Below are 15,583 nucleotides of genomic sequence, written 5' to 3'. Positions count from 1 at the left end.
ACATGACTAAGCCGGGACTACTTTGGACGGTGGCCCAGCTTCTTCTCTGCCAGCACCATCCGTGGCCCCTTCCTCGCCAATAACACCGCGGTGGCAGCTACGTGTATTCCTTCCCCACTTCCTAAAGAACGCGCCGAACCTACCCCCATATATCCTTATGTACTGGAGGCCTTGCCAAAGACGAAGCGAATTGTCACCGCCCCCAAAAGCGCGCCTCCTATGACCTTGAGTAACTTTCGCGCGCGATTTCCCATGACATGACGCCTTTGCCGAACTCCTTTGCCAAGCCGGCACCCTTTTTCGGAAACAGATGGGAGTTTCGAGCAGCTGGCCATACGAAATGGGTAAGTAGATGGGAGTTTCGAGCATTTTCGGAACGAATTAAGCGCTCCAGAGCCCGTTTCATGCTCGAAACTCCCGTCTATTTCCGCAGACGCGCTCGAAACTCCCATCTATTTCCGAAATCGCAGTTATCGCGAAGATAAGAAGCGCCAAGCCTGAACAGCTCTCGGTATTTTTCCGATAGACAACAACTCAAAGAAAGACGAATGACAGGTTGCGGATGGAAAGAAAAGGCTTCCTTGGCCCCTCTACACTTACCTCGATGCTTTTGCTCAGAAAACAATGCTGCCATCGAGACGAGGAGACCACCATGACCACTCCCGCAAAACGAACCACTCGCTCCTTCGCGGCTTTCGTTCTCGCCTTGTGCCTGGCTGCGTCTCTCACCTCCTGCGCCTACAGCACCTTGGCCGCAACGAACGGCGACGAGGGCACCGAGGCAACAACGAGCGCCACGGAAGAGGCGGATGCCACCGAGACGCCCACCGCAGCCGCTGAGACGCCCGCCACAGCGGCTGAGGCCCCCACCGCGGCAGCCGAGACCCCCACCACAGCGGCCGAGATCCCCACCACCGCGACAATCATGTACTACGAGAACGTCAGCTACGACGACGGTGACACCGAGCCCGACGAGAATGGCCGGGTGCTGCTAGGCAGCTACGAGCTCACCGACGTGCACGTAGGGCAGACGCTGAATGCGTGGAATTACGTGGTCGACATCCCCGGGCATTTCTTCTGGGACGGCTGGCCGCAAAATCTCACGCTGACCGACAACCCTTCCGACAACGTCATCAACCTCTTCTACTTCAAGCTGTGGAACAACGAGTACACCGTGAACTATTACCTCATGGAAAACGCCGATCTGACCGCCGACAACTGGAAGGACGCACTGGCGCCCGATGACGTGAAGTTCGTTAAGATGGGATCGGAGACCTTCACCAACCAGCGCTTCGACCAGCTCGTCAAGGGCGACGCCTACGAGTACAAAATCGACGGCACCTACGTGGTGGACACCTACCCGTCCGAGATACGCGTGGGCGTCAACCCCGACGACAACGTCATCAACGTGCTTTACGTGCCCGATTCCGCGAATCTGCCCGACGATATTGAAGTGCCCACCGACACAACGCCGCCAAGCGATGCGACCCAGCCGGACGACACGACGCCGCCCGACGACAGCGGAAACGGCGACAACAGCGCCGACCAGCCCGCCGATGGCTCCGGAGCCGACAAACCGGCGGATGATTCCAGCGCCGACAAGCCCGCCGACACGCCGAGCACCGACGGAAGCGCTACGCCGAGCCTGCCGAACGATACCACCTTCGACAAAGACGAAATCGAAGGCGTGCTGCCCGACGACGTGAAAGACGAGGTGGTAAAAGATTTCATCGAATCGGGAGACGCGCAAGACAAGACAGAGATCACCGAAGAGATGATCGAGAACCCGGTGAGCAAATCCGACGCCGACTACGTGAAGAACGTCTACGAGACCGGCCTGAAAGAGGGCGAGAAGCTGGCCCAGACAGGAGATCTCGTGCCCCTCGCCATCATTGCGAGCATCGCTTTAGGAGCAGCGGCAGCGGGTGCCATCGCCTTCATCATGAACCGACGCGCCAAACGCTAAGCCCGCCACGCTGTCCGAAAAAGGGAATTACGGTGCAGCATCCCCCCTCTCCCCTTTGCGAAAGTTGCGAAACTCTGCGAAAGACCCGGCGGTGCCCGCAGCCCTACTCCCCCTTCGAAGTGAGGTGCCAGCCGTTGCAGTAGGGGCAGCGGTAGACGTGCAGGGGCGGGGCGCCGTGCTCGGCGCATTCGGCAGCGGTGAGCTCGGCCTCGTAGCGACTCGCATAGCGGTTCTTGCGCTCGCAGGCCTTGTGGCGCCGGGCGGCGGCGCGCTCTTCTTCGTGGCGCTGACTGCGCGCGCTCTCGCTGGCGAACAGGTCGTCCATGCCGCCGAGGGATGCGGCGAACTCCGCCTTCTGCTTCTGCCACGCCGACCGCTTCTTGCTGCCCACGGACGCCTCCCTTCCCGCAACGATTTCCGCGCAAATACCTCGAGCCATGCTATAATGCAAGCGATCGGTGCCCCGCTCAGCCGGGCGGCACTGGTTAATGACTAAGCCGGGTCTACTTTAGCATGGGGCCCGGCTTCTTCTTTGCCAACACCGTCCGTCACTCCTTCCTCACCAGGAAAAGCCCGATGATTCCGATAAACACAAGCATGAGATCGCACAGGGCAATGACAGTTTGTGTGTCCATGGGAAGCTCCTTTCTGGGAAGCCGCCCGGACGTGACGGGGCGCCGAACTTCATTGTAACCCAATCTTAGTCTCGCACAATCGTGGAATTTGAGCTCTTCGCCTGAAACGACCACTCATAAGCCGATCGCGAGCTAAGCATCCACCGAGCTTATCGCGATGCTAACAGATCATGTTTCCCCGCCAATCCAACGACCAGCTGCCGTACCATTGTGATCATGCAAGAGCGCGCAAGCATCCTGACCGAACACGAATCGGAACCCCCATCCGGTTCTGAGCCTACGCCCGAGACCCGAGGAGACCACCGATGAACCTTTCCCTATCCCGCAGCTTCCCCATCGCGAAGGCGGCCCTTGCTGCCGCCGTCATCGCCTGCACCTTCGCCCTGGCCTGCAGTTTGACCGGCTGCGCGTCGGGCGGCACCGACAGCAGCAGTGCCGATGCCGACAACACCTCCGCCAGCACCGACGGCAAGACTCTGCGCGTCGCCATGGAACTGGCCTACCCACCCTTCGAAACGAAAGACGACGCCGGCAACCCGGAGGGCCTCGCCGTCGATTTCATCCGCGACTTCGGCGCCGCCTACGGCTACGATGTGCAGATTGAGAACACCGCCTGGGACGGCCTTATTCCCTCGCTGCAATCGGACAAGGCCGATCTGGTTATCAGTTCCATGACCATTACCGACGAGCGCAAGCAGTCCGTGGACTTCTCCGACGCCTACGCCATGGCCCAGCTGGCCATTCTGGCAAACGCGAATTCCGGCGTGGCTTCCATCGACGACTTGAACCAGCCGGGCAAGAAGGTGGCCGTGAAGACCGGCTCCACCGGCGATGTGTACGCCACGAAGAACCTGACCAATGCGGAGATCGTTCGCCTGGCCGACGAGAGCGCGTGCGTGACTGAAGTGGTGCAGGGCAAGGCCGACGGATTCCTGTACGATCAGCTGACCATTTACCGCAACCACCAGGCGAACCCCGATACCACTGAGGCTGTGTTCATCCCCTTCCAGGACGCCGAGGAATGGGGCATCGCCGTGAAGAAGGGCAACACGGAGCTGCTCGACCAGCTGAACGCCTTCATCGCGCAGTCGAAAACCGACGGCGAGTTCGATCGCCTCACCGAGAAGTACCTCGCGGACGAAAAGAAGGCCTTCGACCAGTACGGCTTCAAGTGGTTCTTCGATTTCGAGTAATTTCAAGTACCCTGTAAAGCGCACGCGTAGAAAACCTGAGCACTTACCATGGGCGCTCTTTCCGATTCCGAAGCTTAAGGAGGCGACCGGGGCCGATGCCTCATTCCACGACTTCACCGACGCCCCGTCGCCCACATCGGACGATGCGCCCCTTCACCGCCGCCGCGGGCACGCCCGTGCGCCCGGCGAAGGCGGCCCTGAACTACCTGGCCGTGTGCGTGGTGGTCATCGCCGTGGTGTGGGCATCGCTGGCCGCGGCGGGTATCTCGCTGAACTTCGATTTCGTGGCCCAGTACCGCGTGCGCATCTGGGACGGCTTCTGCATGACCGTGGGCATTTCCGCAGCGTCCCTCGTACTGAGCCTGGTGCTCGGCGTGCTCGTGGCCGCGGGCCAAGGCGCGCGCTTCCTGCCGTTGCGCTATCTGTGCGACTTCTACGTGAAAATCATCCGCGGCACGCCGCTCATCGTGCAGGTGTACTTCTTCTACTACATCATCGGCACGGCCTGGGGCATCGACAACCGGGTGCTCGCCGGCATCATCATCCTGTCGCTGTTCTCGGGTGCCTACATCGCCGAAATCGTGCGCGGCAGCCTGCTGTCGCTGGACGCGGGGCAGATGGAAGCGGCCCGAGCCGTCGGCTTCACCCGCGCCCAAACCTTGCGCTACGTGGTGGCGCCGCAACTGGTGGCGCGCACGCTGCCCGCGCTTACGGGACAGGTGGCCTCCATCATCAAGGATTCGTCGCTGCTGTCGGTCATCGCCGTCATCGAGCTGACCCAGACCATGCGCGAGATCACCGCCACGAACTACAACTTCTTCGGCGGGTTTCTGCTGCTCGGCGCGCTGTATCTGGTGCTCACGCTGCCCATCATGGCGGTAAGCCACCACTTCGAGAAGAGGCTCGACTATGCGCACTAGGGCAGCAAAACATTTGCGTCAGCCGGGCGCCTTGGCCCTTATAGCCCGGGAGGCACGCCATGCTCATTAGCCTCGATCATTTGTGCAAGTCCTTCGACGGCGTGGAAGTCCTGCGCGACATCACCTTCGATGAGGAGGTATCGGCGCTCGCCATCATCGGCCCCTCCGGCGGCGGGAAATCCACGCTGCTGCGCATCATCGGCGGCCTGGAGGCGCCCACGTCCGGCACCATGGCCGTAGACGGCAGCCCCGTCTCCTTCGACGAGGCGTCTTTGCGCGCCTACCGCGCCACCTTGGGCTTCGTCTTTCAAGACGGTGGCCTGTTCCACCACATGACCGCTTTGGAAAACGTGGCGCTTCCCTTGCGGATGGTTCATGGCGCCAGCTCCGACGAGGCCGACGATCGCGCCCGCGAGCTACTCGCGCGCCTCGGTTTGGAAGACTCCCTGGCCAAGCGGCCAGCCCAGCTGTCCGGCGGCCAAAAGCAGCGCGTCGCCATCGCCCGTGCGCTCGCCGCCCGCCCGCGCCTTCTTCTGCTGGACGAGCCCACAAGCGCCCTGGATCCGGAATTCACCACGGAAGTGCTCGACGTCGTGCGCAACCTCGCCGAAGCCGGCACGCGCTTCATCATCGTCACCCACGAGATGGGCTTCGCCCGCCACGCCTGCGACCACGTCGCCTTCCTCTACGACGGCCGCCTTCTGGAATACGGCGACGCCGCCCGCCTCTTCGACCACCCCGAAACCCCCGAACTCACCCGCTTCCTCAGCCGCCTTCTGGAATGGAGCATGTAAAAGAGGCGACCCACGGATCGCCTCTCAGTCGGTGCGAAAGATATGTTTGCTTGGAACTGACGCTTTGCGGAGCGAAGGCAAGCCCTACTCCAGGCCCATCTCCTTCTTCAGGCGGGCCAGGTCGTCGTCGACGGCGGCTTCGGCGCCGGCGGCGGCGTACTTCTTCGCGAGCTCCTCGGTGGGATCGGCCGGCTTCTCGGACAGCTCAGCCACGGCATTGGCGCGGTCGAGCATCTCGTCAGCCTTGGCCTCCATGCGGTCAAAAGCGCTGCGGGCACCCTCGGCACGATCGCCGGCCGAAGTCATCTCGTTCACCTTGGACTGCGTTTTCGCCACGGCGGCCTTCGCCTTGATGGTGGCCTTCCGCGCGTTCAGCTCCTCGATGTCGGCCACAAGCTTGTCGTGCATTTGGCGCATCTTGTCGGCGTTGGCCTTCGCACCCTCGTAGGCCACCGTAAGGCCCTCGGCGCGCCCCGCCAGCTCCTGCTTCTTCGCGAGGAACACGCGGGCGTCGGCCTCGTTGCCGGCGGCGAGCGCCTTGCGAGCCAGCTCCTCGTACTTCTCCGTTTCCTCGCGATTCTCGTCGAGGAGCTTCTTGCAGCGCTTCTCCTCGGCCATGACGCCAGCGGTGGCCTCGCGCACCTCGGCGAGCGACTCGGTCATCTCGCGCAGGTACTGGTCGACCATCTTCTCGGGATCTTCGGCCTTATCCAGAAGCTCGTTGATATTCGCCTTCACGATGGAGGTGAAGCGATCGAGGATTCCCATGTCAGTCTCCTATCTGGCCCGAGGGCCGGGTTGAATACCGCAGCGCCGCCTAGGGCCGCGTCTTCGTCGGCTGCACCGGCGGCGCGTCCGAAGCGCCTGCCTGCGCGTACTTCTTTTCCAAATCCGCCAGCTCGGCGTCGGCCAGCGACTCCAACGGCGTGTTCAGAATCTCCTGCATGCGCTCCGCCTCGCGCTGCTTCGCCAAACGGCGGTTGCGCACGATGAGGAACACGACGACGGCCACTATTATCACTGCCGCGCACACCGCGATGATCGGCAGCGGCGAAGGCGTCACCGTCATGATACGGTCGGCCGTGTCGGCAAAGGCGTCGGAGAAGATCTCCTCTTCCGACAGGCTCATGTCGTCGTAGTTCTGGCTGAGGTATGCTTTGAAGATGTTGATGGCCTCATCGTCGAGCACCGATCCCGTCATCGCACCGGCCCAGTAGGCGGCGTTGAAGCGCCCGTTGCCATCGTCGCAAAACACAAGGACGAAATGCGCCTGGTCGGTGAACAGCTCGTCGTACTTTTCCTGGGCAATGGACTGCAGCTCCTGGTAGGAGCGCACCGATCCGTTCGGCAAGATGTACACGTAGGGCTGCACGCCCGTTTCCTCGTAGAAATGGCGCAGACCGCGCTCGAGCTTCGCCGGATCGTGAATCCAGTCGCCATCCTCGTCGGTGAAGTAGCCCGTCTCGTTTACGGAACCGGCAGGAAGGGCCGTGCGCTCCACGGTAGATGCGGGCACGTTCGCGCCCGAGCAGCCACCGCCGCCCAGGGCCACCACGAGGAGCAGCGCCAGCAACACGGCGGCCACGATGACGAACACCGTGCCGCATCCGCTGTTGGAGGACTTGCCCTGAGGCGAACCAGGCTGCGGCGCATTCGGGCCGCCGGGGCCACCCGGGCCGCCGCCCGATCCGGGCTGCTGCGGGCCGCTCGGCTGCTGGGGCATCTGCGGCGGCATCGAGCCACCGCCTCCTCGGCTTGAACCCATCAGGCCACCGAGGAAACCGCCCCAGAAGCTGCCGCCCCCGAAGCCTCCGCCGTAGTAGCCACCGCCATGGTACCCGCCGCCGAAACCAGAGCCGCCGTGGCCAGCCGAGCGACCGCCCGATCCCGAGCCGCCGGAAAACCCGCCACCGAATCCGCCGCCGCTACTTCCAAAGCCTCCGCCGAAGCCGCCGCCTCCCGAGAAGCCGCCGCCTCCGCCTGATCGTCCCATGGCCTCGAACCTATTTCACAATGAGCACGGGCACGTTGGTCTTGTGCAGCACGGAGTAGCACACGCTGCCGAGCATCCCACGCACGGCACCCAGACCGCGATGGCCCATGACGATGCAGTCGTAACCGCCCTCGTCGGCATAGGCCGTGATGGAATCGTGCGGCGAGCCGTTCACCACGGCAATACCGATGCCCTCGGCGTCGCCCACCAAAGGCGCGATGTTCTCGGCAATGGCGTCCATGTCGGCCTTGATGGCCTCGTTCTCCACTTCGGAGATCACATCCATATCCATGGTGTCGCCCATGACGCCGGACATGCGCGAGGCAATCTTGAACGTCTCGGCGTTGAAGTCGTGCCAGTCGACCACCGACAGCACGGTGATCTGGGCGCCGGGCACACCGGCCGCCAGATCGAGCGCAGCCCCCAGGGCGTTCTTCGCCGGATCGGACTTATCGTAGGGAACGAGAATCTTCTTGTACATGGGGGCCTCCTTACCCTCGCGGCACTTCAAGCGACGACGCCTACGAACCACAGCTCGGCCACCGAAAGCAGCTCGCATGCTCTAGCATCGCCGGAAAATGCTTACCTTGTGGCTCATCCTAATGAACAACTGCCATTTTACCACGGTCCTTTTCCGTTTCCCCGCCGCCGCCCACCTGTAGACACGACGTTACACACCCCTACCGCGGCTCCTCGTTGTTGAGAAGGCGATGGCGGGAGACCAGGATGTGGAACACCGTGTAGGCACCCAGCACGAAGGCGCCGACATAGCCCAGCACGCCGAGCAGGGGCACGCCGAGCAGTTGCGGCTGCATAGCCGTGGTGCACAGGATAGACGACCCCAGGAACAGCCCCGCCGACAGCAGCGCCAACGATATGCGACCCACCGAGGCGTAGGCGGTGGCAAGGATGCGCGAGGACACCTCGATGTCGCCGTTCACCTTGATCTGCCCGCGGTCGAGCATCTCCAACGTGTTCGACAGCTGGGTCGGCAGCTTCGCCAAGGCCTCGGCCGAAGCGGCGCTCGTCGTGGCGAGATCGATCAGCTGCGTCGCCAAAAACTTCGGGTCGGCCTGCTGGGCGATGACGTGCTTCGACACGATCTCGATGACGCTGATGTCGGGCGCGACCTGGGCAATGACCCCCTCGATGGTCACGAACCCGCGCGCGAGCATCGTTACCGACGAGGTCATCATCATGTTCTGGCCGCGCAGCACCTCGATGACCTCGGTGAGCACGGTGCCCACGTTGATCTCCTTCATCTCGGCCGTGCTGTACTCGGCGAGCAGCCGCGAGAGCGCCTCCAGCAGCGCCCCGTGGTCCACCGGCCCCAGCACGTGCACGAGGCCCATCACCGCCTCCTTCAGCAAGTAGGCGTTGTCGGTGGCCACGGCCGTGAACACCTTGCCCACGAGCATGCGCTCCGACACCGTCAGCGTGCCCACCATGCCCAAATCGATCCACACCACTTCCCCATCGCGCACAAGAATGTTGCCGGGATGCGGGTCGGCGTGGAAGAACCCGTCGTCGAGCACCTGGGTCACGTAGCTTTGGCACACGCGTCGCGCCAGCGCGCTCACGTCGATCCCCTGCTCGCGCAACGCTTGCGTGTGGGAAATTTCCGTGCCCTGGACGAACTCCATGACGAGCACCGACTCGCACGAGTACTGCGGGTAGGCCACCGGGGACGTGACCCCCTCTTCGTCGGCCAGCTCGTCGTGGAAGCGCATGAGGTTGTGCAGCTCGGAGGTGAAATCCACCTCACTGGCCGTCGTGCGCTCGATTTCCTCGATGAAGCCCTCGAGCGACAGCAGGATGTCGCGATGGGAATTGGAAGCGAACTCGCCCAAGGCCAGCAAGTGCTTCATGAGCATGATGTCCTCGGCCATGGATTCGGCCACACCCGGCCGGCGCACCTTTACCGCCACCGTTGTGCCGTCGAGCAGCGTCGCCTTGTGCACCTGAGCAATGGAGGCCGCACCCAAAGGCACCGGATCGATGGAGGCGAACACCTCGTGCCACGACTTCCCGTATGCGCGGTCGATCTGCTCGATCACCACATCGAACGGCATCGGATTCGCGTCATCGCGCAGTTTTTCGAAGGCGTCGCAGTAGGCCTTGGGCAGAAGATCGGAACGGTTCGAGGCCAGCTGGCCGATTTTCACGTACGTGGGGCCGAGCGCCTGCAGTACTTCCACGGCCTGCTCGGGGGTAAGCCCGTGAAGCACCTTGTACTGCCGCATGATGCGCACAATCTCGTTCATGCGCTTGTGAGAGGTCTTGTCCTTGATGGAAATCTCGGCGACCTTCATGAACTCCTCGAACGTGGCCATGGGCGCTCCTCCTTTCTGGAAAGCCCATGGTATCGTGCGAAATGAGAAGCGATCTCCTCATCAATTCACCTGGCATCAAGCTGTTTCCCGGCCAATCGAACAAAATTGTCACTGTGGCAATTAAGTAAAATGGTTGGTCGATGAGGTGCGTGCATAGGTTTTATGGCAAAATAAGCTGCTGTGCTACTGAACGCTGCACCGAAAGCGCAGCGCAACCACGCAAGAAGAACGCAGCTTAAACACGCAAGAACAAGGAGAAGCACATGGGACTCCTCTCAAAATTCGAGGGCAAGATGGAAGACGCCGTGGAAGGCGCCGCCGATCGCATGGGCGCGGCCCCGCTGTCTCCCGTGCAGATTGCCAAGAAGGCCGAGAAGCAGATGCGCCGCGAGAAGATGGTCGGCGCAGGCAAGCAGTACGCTCCCACGCTTTATACCGTGCTCGTCAACGCCGACGATGACCGCCGCCTTCTGGGCTACTACCCCACCCTGGCTGGCGAGACCGAAACCTACCTTTCCGCCAAAGCCGCCGAGCAGGGCCTCGTCATGGACGGCCAGCCCCTTGTGCGCTTCATCGTCGACGATGATTTGCGCCACGGCAAGTTCGACGTCATCGCCGAGATGGTGGCCTCCCCGCTGGTTGAGCAGCTGCGTCAGGAAGAGTACGCCCGCTACGGCATCCGTCCCGGCGGCGGTCCGGCCCGCGCGGCCGCCCCGCAAGCGGGCTACGGCTACCAGCAGCCCGCTCCCGCTCCGGCGCCAGCACCCGCACCCGCCGGCGGCTACGACTACCAGGCCGCTCCCGTCGACGAGTACGTGGAAGACGACTACTACGAGGACGACGAGCCGCGCCAAGCTTATATCTACGACATCACCAACGACCGCGCCTTCACGCTGCCCGGCCAGGCCGAGACCATCGGGCGCGAGTCGAAGAACGACATCGTCATCCCCGACATCAACGTCTCGCGCGTACACGCGGAAATCCGCCAGGACGAGTCCGGCGCCTGGATTCTCACCGACCTCGGCTCCACCAACGGCACCTTCGTGAACGGACGCCAGATCAAATCCACCGCGTTGCACGACGCCGACCGCATCATCGTGGGCACCACCAACCTCGAGTTCCAGCTCATCTAGCCCGCCCGCACCTTAGCGAGCCAAAGGAGGCTATCGGTGATCGATCTCGTTCTGCTCATCGCGCGCCTGTTGTTCGTGGCGCTGCTCTATTTGTTTCTGTTCGCCATCATGCGCACCGGCATCGGCATGGTCAAAGGTTCCCGCAAGAAGGAACGCGGCTGGACGGTGTCGGTGGAACGCGGCCCCAAAGAGCTGCGCGGCGTCTCCATCGCCGTGCACGGGCCCGTCATCGTGGGCCGCTCGCCCGGGGCCGACATCGTCATCGGCGCCGGCTACGTGTCCGGCCGTCATGCCCGCTTCCAGCTGATGGGCCAGAACCTCTTCGTGGAAGATTTGGGTTCGAAGAACGGCACCGCCGTGAACGGACGCCCCGTCCATGACCCGGTAGCCCTGCGCAACAAGGATCTCGTTACCATCGGCGACGTCGACATCCGCGTGAGGAACCAATAATGGCCCGGGCAAAGCGCAAGAAGAGCGGCGCAACTTTCGGCAGTCGCACCGATGTCGGCTGCGTGCGCGAGCACAACGAGGACTCGCTGGCCGTCGCCCCGCCGCTGTACGTGGTGTGCGACGGCATGGGCGGCCACGCCGCCGGGGAAGTGGCGTCCGAAATCGCCGTGGACGTCATCTGCGACCGCGCACCGGCACACCCCGATGCCTCGGCGCTCGGCCAGGCCGTGGAAGAGGCGAACCTCGCCATCATCCGCGCGGCCCGCGAAGGCGTCGGACGTGCCGGCATGGGCTGTACCTGCACCGCCGCCATACTGGAGAAGGATAAGCTCGTCATCGCCCAGGTGGGCGACTCGCGGGCCTATCTCCTGCACAAGGGGCAGATGCAGCAGCTCACCCGCGACCACTCGCTTGTGGCCGACCTTATCGAGGCCGGGCAAATTACCGAGGCCGAGGCCCGGGTGCATCCCCAGCGCTCGGTCATCACCCGCGCTTTGGGCAGCGACCCGCGCACCCAGCCCGACTTGTTCGAAATCACCGTGGAAGCCGGCGACCGCCTGCTTCTGTGCTCCGATGGCCTTTCCACCATGCTGGAAGATGACCAAATCGCCAAGATCCTCGCCAACCACAGCGAGCCTCAGCGCTGCGCCGCTCAGCTGGTGAACGAGGCGGTGGGCCGAGGCGGCTACGACAACGTCACCGTCATCGTCGTGGACGTCACGGGTCTGGCCGAGCAGCACCGCCGCAAGCTGACGCGCAAGAGCCGCGCGACGGCCATCATGCTGGCGCTTTTGCTGGTGGCCATCATCGCCGGATGCGCCTACGGGTTCAACTACCTGGCGTCCAACGCCGCCTATTTGGTGGCCCAGGATGGGAAAGTCGCCGTGTACCAGGGCGTTCCCGGCGACATCTTCGGGTTGTCATTCAACCATCTCGATCGCGTGACCGATGTGGCCCTGGATGACTTGCAGCCGGGCACCGCCAATCGCCTGCGCGAGGAGGGCATCAAGGTGGATTCTTTGGAAGCCGCCAACAGCCTCGTCGCCGAGTATGAGAAGGAGATCGCCGACCGCCGTGCCGCTGAAGAGGAGGCGGCCCGGGCAGCGGCCGAGGCCAACAAGCCGGAAGAGCCCGCAAAGGGCGCGAAAGGTGCCGGCGGCAGCACGGCCGGGGGCACCCAGGGCGGCACGGACGCACAAGGCGCGACGGGCGGCTCGCAAAGTGCGTCGCCTTCATCGGGCGCTGGCTCCGGCACGAGCGACACGAGCTCCGGCAACACAGGCGCTGGCACGAGCCGCGACGCACAAGGCGGCACCTCGGGAGGAACCAACCGATGACCCGGCGCAACATAGAGCTGATGCTCCTGCTCATCGCCTCGCCCATCGTCATCGTGCTCTTCGCCATGATGGTGGTCACCGGCGGCCAGGAGCTGTCCTTCAACACCCTGGGCGTGCCGCTCGGCATCTTCGCCGCATTCCTCGTGGCTCACATTGCCGTGCGCCTGCTCGCGCCTGCGGCCGACCCGGCCATCCTGCCTATCTCGTTCGCTCTGTCGGGCATCGGCATCGCCTTCGTTACCCGCATCGTGCCCGACTTGGCCGTGAACCAGCTACTCTGGCTGTTCATCGGCGTGGCGGCCATGATCGCCACCCTGGCCGTGGTGCGCAATCTGGACAAGCTCGCCAACTACAAGTACACGCTTATGATCGTGGGCATCTTGCTGTTGCTCTCGCCCATGCTGCCGGTCATCGGCTACGAGTCCGGCGGCGGCCAACTGTGGCTGCGCTTCGGCAGCTTCAGCTTCCAGCCCGGCGAGCTGGCCAAGATCCTCATCGTGTTCTTCATCGCCGCCTACCTGGCCGCCAACCGCGAGATGCTCTCGGTATTCACGTGGAAGGTGGGGCCGCTGTGGCTGCCGAGCCTCGCCACCCTGCTCCCGCTCATCGTCATGTGGGCGCTCGCCTTCATCGTCGTCGTGTTGGAGAAGGACCTCGGCCTCGCGCTCGTGCTGTTCTCCGTGTTCGTCATCATGCTGTACGTGGCCACGGGGAAGAAGCTCTACCTGGTGGTCTCCATTGGGCTTGCGGCCATTGCGGCCGTGGCCCTTTACGGCATGATGGGCCACGTGCAGACCCGCGTCGCCATCTGGCAGGATCCCTTCGCCGAGGCTCAGGGCGGCGGCTTCCAGCTAGTGCAGAGCCTCTATTCCATCGCCGACGGCGACCTGTTCGGCACCGGCATCGGGCGGGGCATGGGCGGTCAGCCCGTAGCCGAGGGCGGCATCCCCGTCGCCGAGAGCGACTTCATCTTCCCCGTCATCGCCGAGGAGACGGGCCTGCTCGGCGCGGCCGGCGTGCTGCTTTTGTATCTGTGCTTCGCCATTCGCGGCATCGTCACGGCGGCCCGAGCAAAATCCGACGTCAGCTCGTTCACTGCCGTGGGCCTCACCTCCATCATCGTGCTGCAGGCGTTTATCATCGTCGGCGGCGTCACGCGCCTCATTCCCCTGACCGGCATCACGCTGCCCTTCATCAGCCAGGGCGGCTCCTCACTCATCGCCAGCTTCATCATCGTCGGCTGCCTGCTGCGCTGCGGCGACGAGGGCACCGGCGTCGATTCCGAAATGCGCCAGACCGGGGCCATCGGCGCCCACGGGTCGGACGCCGTGCTGGGACGCGTGGCGTTGGGCAAGCGACTCACCGGCACCATGATCGTCTTCTCGGTGCTGTTCGCAGTGCTCGTGGCCAACCTCACCTACCTCATGGTCATCAAGGCGCCGGAATACCAGAGCATGCCGTCGAACAACCACACCATCGCGAAAGAGGCCCGCATGGAGCGGGGCACCATCTCCACTGCCGACGGGACGGTGCTCGCCACATCGGTGCGCCAAGAGGACGGCTCCTACAAGCGCGAATACCCCGCCGGCGAGCTGGCGGCGCACATCGTGGGCTACACCTCCGAGCGCTTCGGCACCGCCGGCATCGAGGCCGCCTACAACGACACCCTGCGCGGCGAGCAGAACTTCGCCAGCTTTACCGATGTGGTGAACTCGCTCGCGGGCATCCAGACCAAGGGCAACGACGTCGTGCTTTCCATCGATTCCCGCATCCAGCAGGCGGCGCAAGACGCGCTGGCCGGCCAGGTAGGCGCCGTGGTGGCCCTGAACCCCGAGACCGGCGCCGTGTACGCTCTGGCCTCCTCCCCCACCTTCGACGCCGCCAACTACGAGGAGCTGCTCACCGCCGCCGCGGACGGCGGCAGCGATTCCTCCGAGCTGTTCAACCGCGCCACCCAGGCACTGTACGCGCCCGGCTCCACCTTCAAGATGGTGACCCTGGCCGCCGCGCTGCAGGATCACATCGCCACGGCGGACACCACCTACGACTCCCCCGGCGAGATGGACATCGGCAACGCGCCCGTGACCAACGTGAAGAAGCGCTCCTACGGCAAGATCACCCTGGAGCAGGCCATGTGGTACTCGTCGAACACCGTGTTCGGCCAGGTGGGCGTGCAGCTCGGCAGCGATTTGCTCGTGCAGATGGCGTGCAGCTTCGGCTTCAACGAAGACATCCCCTTCGATTTGCCCCTGGCCACGTCCCTCATGCCCGACCCCGAGGAAATGACCACCTGGGAAACCGCCTGGGCCGCCTGCGGCGAGCCCGTGGGCGAGCACGAGAGCCCCGCCGGACCCCAGGCCACCGTGCTGCAGATGGCGCTGGTGGGCGCCGCCATCGCCAACGAGGGAGCCATCATGCAGCCCTACCTGGTCGACGGCATCTACAACGCCAACGGCGAGCGCAGCTTCTCGCCCATTCCCGTGAAGCTGAAGCAGGCCATGGATGCCGACACCGCCGCCGCCGAGATCGACATCATGAAGGGCGTCGTCACCGAAGGAACCGGCGGCAAGGCGGCCCTGGACGATGTGGCCGTGGCCGGCAAGACCGGCACCCACGAGCGCGGTGACGGCAGCGACGACAGCTGGTTCGTGGGAATGGCCCCCGCTGCTGACCCCAAGGTCGTGGTGGCCGTCGTCATCGAGAAGGGCGAATCGGGGGCTGGCGCCAGCGCCGCCCACGACGTTCTGGAAACGGCTCTCGAAGTGACGGGGGCGCTGTAGTACAATGGCAAGACTCACCAGAGTTCGCATACTTAAACCGCAAACGCAC

13 protein-coding genes are annotated in these 15,583 nt (G+C 63.8%); 8 read left to right on the top strand and 5 right to left on the bottom strand.

The window, feature by feature from the left end; translation table 11 throughout:
- Positions 1-652: 652 nt before the first annotated feature.
- The gene (locus tag ACW4LP_RS05340) at positions 653-1,966 is read left to right on the top strand and encodes a hypothetical protein (protein ID WP_161128201.1); all 1,314 of its coding nucleotides are present in this window, start codon (positions 653-655) and stop codon (positions 1,964-1,966) included.
- Positions 1,967-2,069: 103 nt separating this feature from the next.
- Here ACW4LP_RS05340 and ACW4LP_RS05335 read toward each other — a convergent pair whose 3' ends face one another.
- The gene (locus tag ACW4LP_RS05335) at positions 2,070-2,357 is read right to left on the bottom strand and encodes a hypothetical protein (RefSeq protein WP_117283613.1); all 288 of its coding nucleotides are present in this window, start codon (positions 2,355-2,357) and stop codon (positions 2,070-2,072) included.
- A 549-nt stretch (positions 2,358-2,906) separates the two neighbouring features.
- Between ACW4LP_RS05335 and ACW4LP_RS05330 the strand changes: the two genes are divergently transcribed.
- The 3 genes from ACW4LP_RS05330 to ACW4LP_RS05320 all read left to right on the top strand — a co-directional run bounded on the left by ACW4LP_RS05330 (position 2,907) and on the right by ACW4LP_RS05320 (position 5,508).
- Positions 2,907-3,794 (top strand): transporter substrate-binding domain-containing protein, encoded by an 888-nt coding sequence (locus ACW4LP_RS05330; protein WP_114548484.1) that lies wholly within the window; start codon positions 2,907-2,909, stop codon positions 3,792-3,794.
- A gap of 95 nt (positions 3,795-3,889) precedes the next feature.
- On the top strand, positions 3,890-4,714 hold the full coding sequence (locus ACW4LP_RS05325) for an amino acid ABC transporter permease (protein ID WP_455803550.1): 825 nt from the start codon (positions 3,890-3,892) through the stop codon (positions 4,712-4,714).
- Between the two features lie 59 nt (positions 4,715-4,773).
- Positions 4,774-5,508: an amino acid ABC transporter ATP-binding protein gene (locus ACW4LP_RS05320; protein ID WP_114548486.1), complete on the top strand. Its 735-nt coding sequence runs from the start codon at positions 4,774-4,776 to the stop codon at positions 5,506-5,508.
- Between the two features lie 84 nt (positions 5,509-5,592).
- On the opposite strand, the gene ACW4LP_RS05315 is transcribed toward ACW4LP_RS05320, so the two are convergent.
- The 4 genes from ACW4LP_RS05315 to ACW4LP_RS05300 all read right to left on the bottom strand — a co-directional run bounded on the left by ACW4LP_RS05315 (position 5,593) and on the right by ACW4LP_RS05300 (position 9,834).
- The gene (locus ACW4LP_RS05315; protein WP_022741669.1) at positions 5,593-6,276 is read right to left on the bottom strand and encodes a PspA/IM30 family protein; all 684 of its coding nucleotides are present in this window, start codon (positions 6,274-6,276) and stop codon (positions 5,593-5,595) included.
- A 49-nt stretch (positions 6,277-6,325) separates the two neighbouring features.
- The gene (locus ACW4LP_RS05310) at positions 6,326-7,501 is read right to left on the bottom strand and encodes a hypothetical protein (RefSeq protein ID WP_181815511.1); all 1,176 of its coding nucleotides are present in this window, start codon (positions 7,499-7,501) and stop codon (positions 6,326-6,328) included.
- Positions 7,502-7,511: 10 nt separating this feature from the next.
- Entirely contained in the window at positions 7,512-7,982 is a 471-nt protein-coding gene (locus tag ACW4LP_RS05305) for a universal stress protein (RefSeq protein WP_022741676.1), read from the bottom strand.
- 199 nt (positions 7,983-8,181) lie between these two features.
- Complete coding sequence (locus ACW4LP_RS05300) at positions 8,182-9,834, bottom strand: ABC1 kinase family protein (RefSeq protein ID WP_114538920.1); 1,653 nt, start codon at positions 9,832-9,834, stop codon at positions 8,182-8,184.
- A 263-nt stretch (positions 9,835-10,097) separates the two neighbouring features.
- Between ACW4LP_RS05300 and ACW4LP_RS05295 the strand changes: the two genes are divergently transcribed.
- Genes ACW4LP_RS05295 through ACW4LP_RS05280 form a run of 4 tightly spaced genes read left to right on the top strand, consistent with a single transcriptional unit; the run spans position 10,098 to position 15,534 of the window.
- Positions 10,098-10,967 (top strand): FhaA domain-containing protein, encoded by an 870-nt coding sequence (locus ACW4LP_RS05295; protein WP_455803549.1) that lies wholly within the window; start codon positions 10,098-10,100, stop codon positions 10,965-10,967.
- A gap of 36 nt (positions 10,968-11,003) precedes the next feature.
- Positions 11,004-11,417: an FHA domain-containing protein gene (locus ACW4LP_RS05290; protein ID WP_022741684.1), complete on the top strand. Its 414-nt coding sequence runs from the start codon at positions 11,004-11,006 to the stop codon at positions 11,415-11,417.
- On the top strand, positions 11,417-12,754 hold the full coding sequence (locus ACW4LP_RS05285; RefSeq protein WP_455803548.1) for a Stp1/IreP family PP2C-type Ser/Thr phosphatase: 1,338 nt from the start codon (positions 11,417-11,419) through the stop codon (positions 12,752-12,754). Before ACW4LP_RS05290 ends, ACW4LP_RS05285 begins: the two co-directional genes overlap by 1 nt.
- Positions 12,751-15,534, top strand: coding sequence for an FtsW/RodA/SpoVE family cell cycle protein (locus tag ACW4LP_RS05280; RefSeq protein ID WP_451917847.1), 2,784 nt, complete (start codon positions 12,751-12,753; stop codon positions 15,532-15,534). Before ACW4LP_RS05285 ends, ACW4LP_RS05280 begins: the two co-directional genes overlap by 4 nt.
- The last annotated feature ends 49 nt before the right edge of the window (positions 15,535-15,583 follow it).

The organism is Adlercreutzia sp. CNCM I-6215, from assembly GCF_977072315.1.
This window is presented reverse-complemented; position numbering and strand designations above follow the sequence as displayed.

What these genes read in the sequence shown, in the direction of transcription:
- ACW4LP_RS05300 (WP_114538920.1), bottom strand. Translation starts at nt 9,834, where the DNA reads ATGGCCACGTTCGAGGAGTTCATGAAGGTCGCCGAGATTTCCATCAAG.
- ACW4LP_RS05325 (WP_455803550.1), top strand. Translation starts at nt 3,890, where the DNA reads ATGCCTCATTCCACGACTTCACCGACGCCCCGTCGCCCACATCGGACG.
- ACW4LP_RS05320 (WP_114548486.1), top strand. Translation starts at nt 4,774, where the DNA reads ATGCTCATTAGCCTCGATCATTTGTGCAAGTCCTTCGACGGCGTGGAA.
- ACW4LP_RS05330 (WP_114548484.1), top strand. Translation starts at nt 2,907, where the DNA reads ATGAACCTTTCCCTATCCCGCAGCTTCCCCATCGCGAAGGCGGCCCTT.
- ACW4LP_RS05280 (WP_451917847.1), top strand. Translation starts at nt 12,751, where the DNA reads ATGACCCGGCGCAACATAGAGCTGATGCTCCTGCTCATCGCCTCGCCC.
- ACW4LP_RS05340 (WP_161128201.1), top strand. Translation starts at nt 653, where the DNA reads ATGACCACTCCCGCAAAACGAACCACTCGCTCCTTCGCGGCTTTCGTT.
- ACW4LP_RS05305 (WP_022741676.1), bottom strand. Translation starts at nt 7,982, where the DNA reads ATGTACAAGAAGATTCTCGTTCCCTACGATAAGTCCGATCCGGCGAAG.
- ACW4LP_RS05285 (WP_455803548.1), top strand. Translation starts at nt 11,417, where the DNA reads ATGGCCCGGGCAAAGCGCAAGAAGAGCGGCGCAACTTTCGGCAGTCGC.
- ACW4LP_RS05310 (WP_181815511.1), bottom strand. Translation starts at nt 7,501, where the DNA reads ATGGGACGATCAGGCGGAGGCGGCGGCTTCTCGGGAGGCGGCGGCTTC.
- ACW4LP_RS05295 (WP_455803549.1), top strand. Translation starts at nt 10,098, where the DNA reads ATGGGACTCCTCTCAAAATTCGAGGGCAAGATGGAAGACGCCGTGGAA.
- ACW4LP_RS05315 (WP_022741669.1), bottom strand. Translation starts at nt 6,276, where the DNA reads ATGGGAATCCTCGATCGCTTCACCTCCATCGTGAAGGCGAATATCAAC.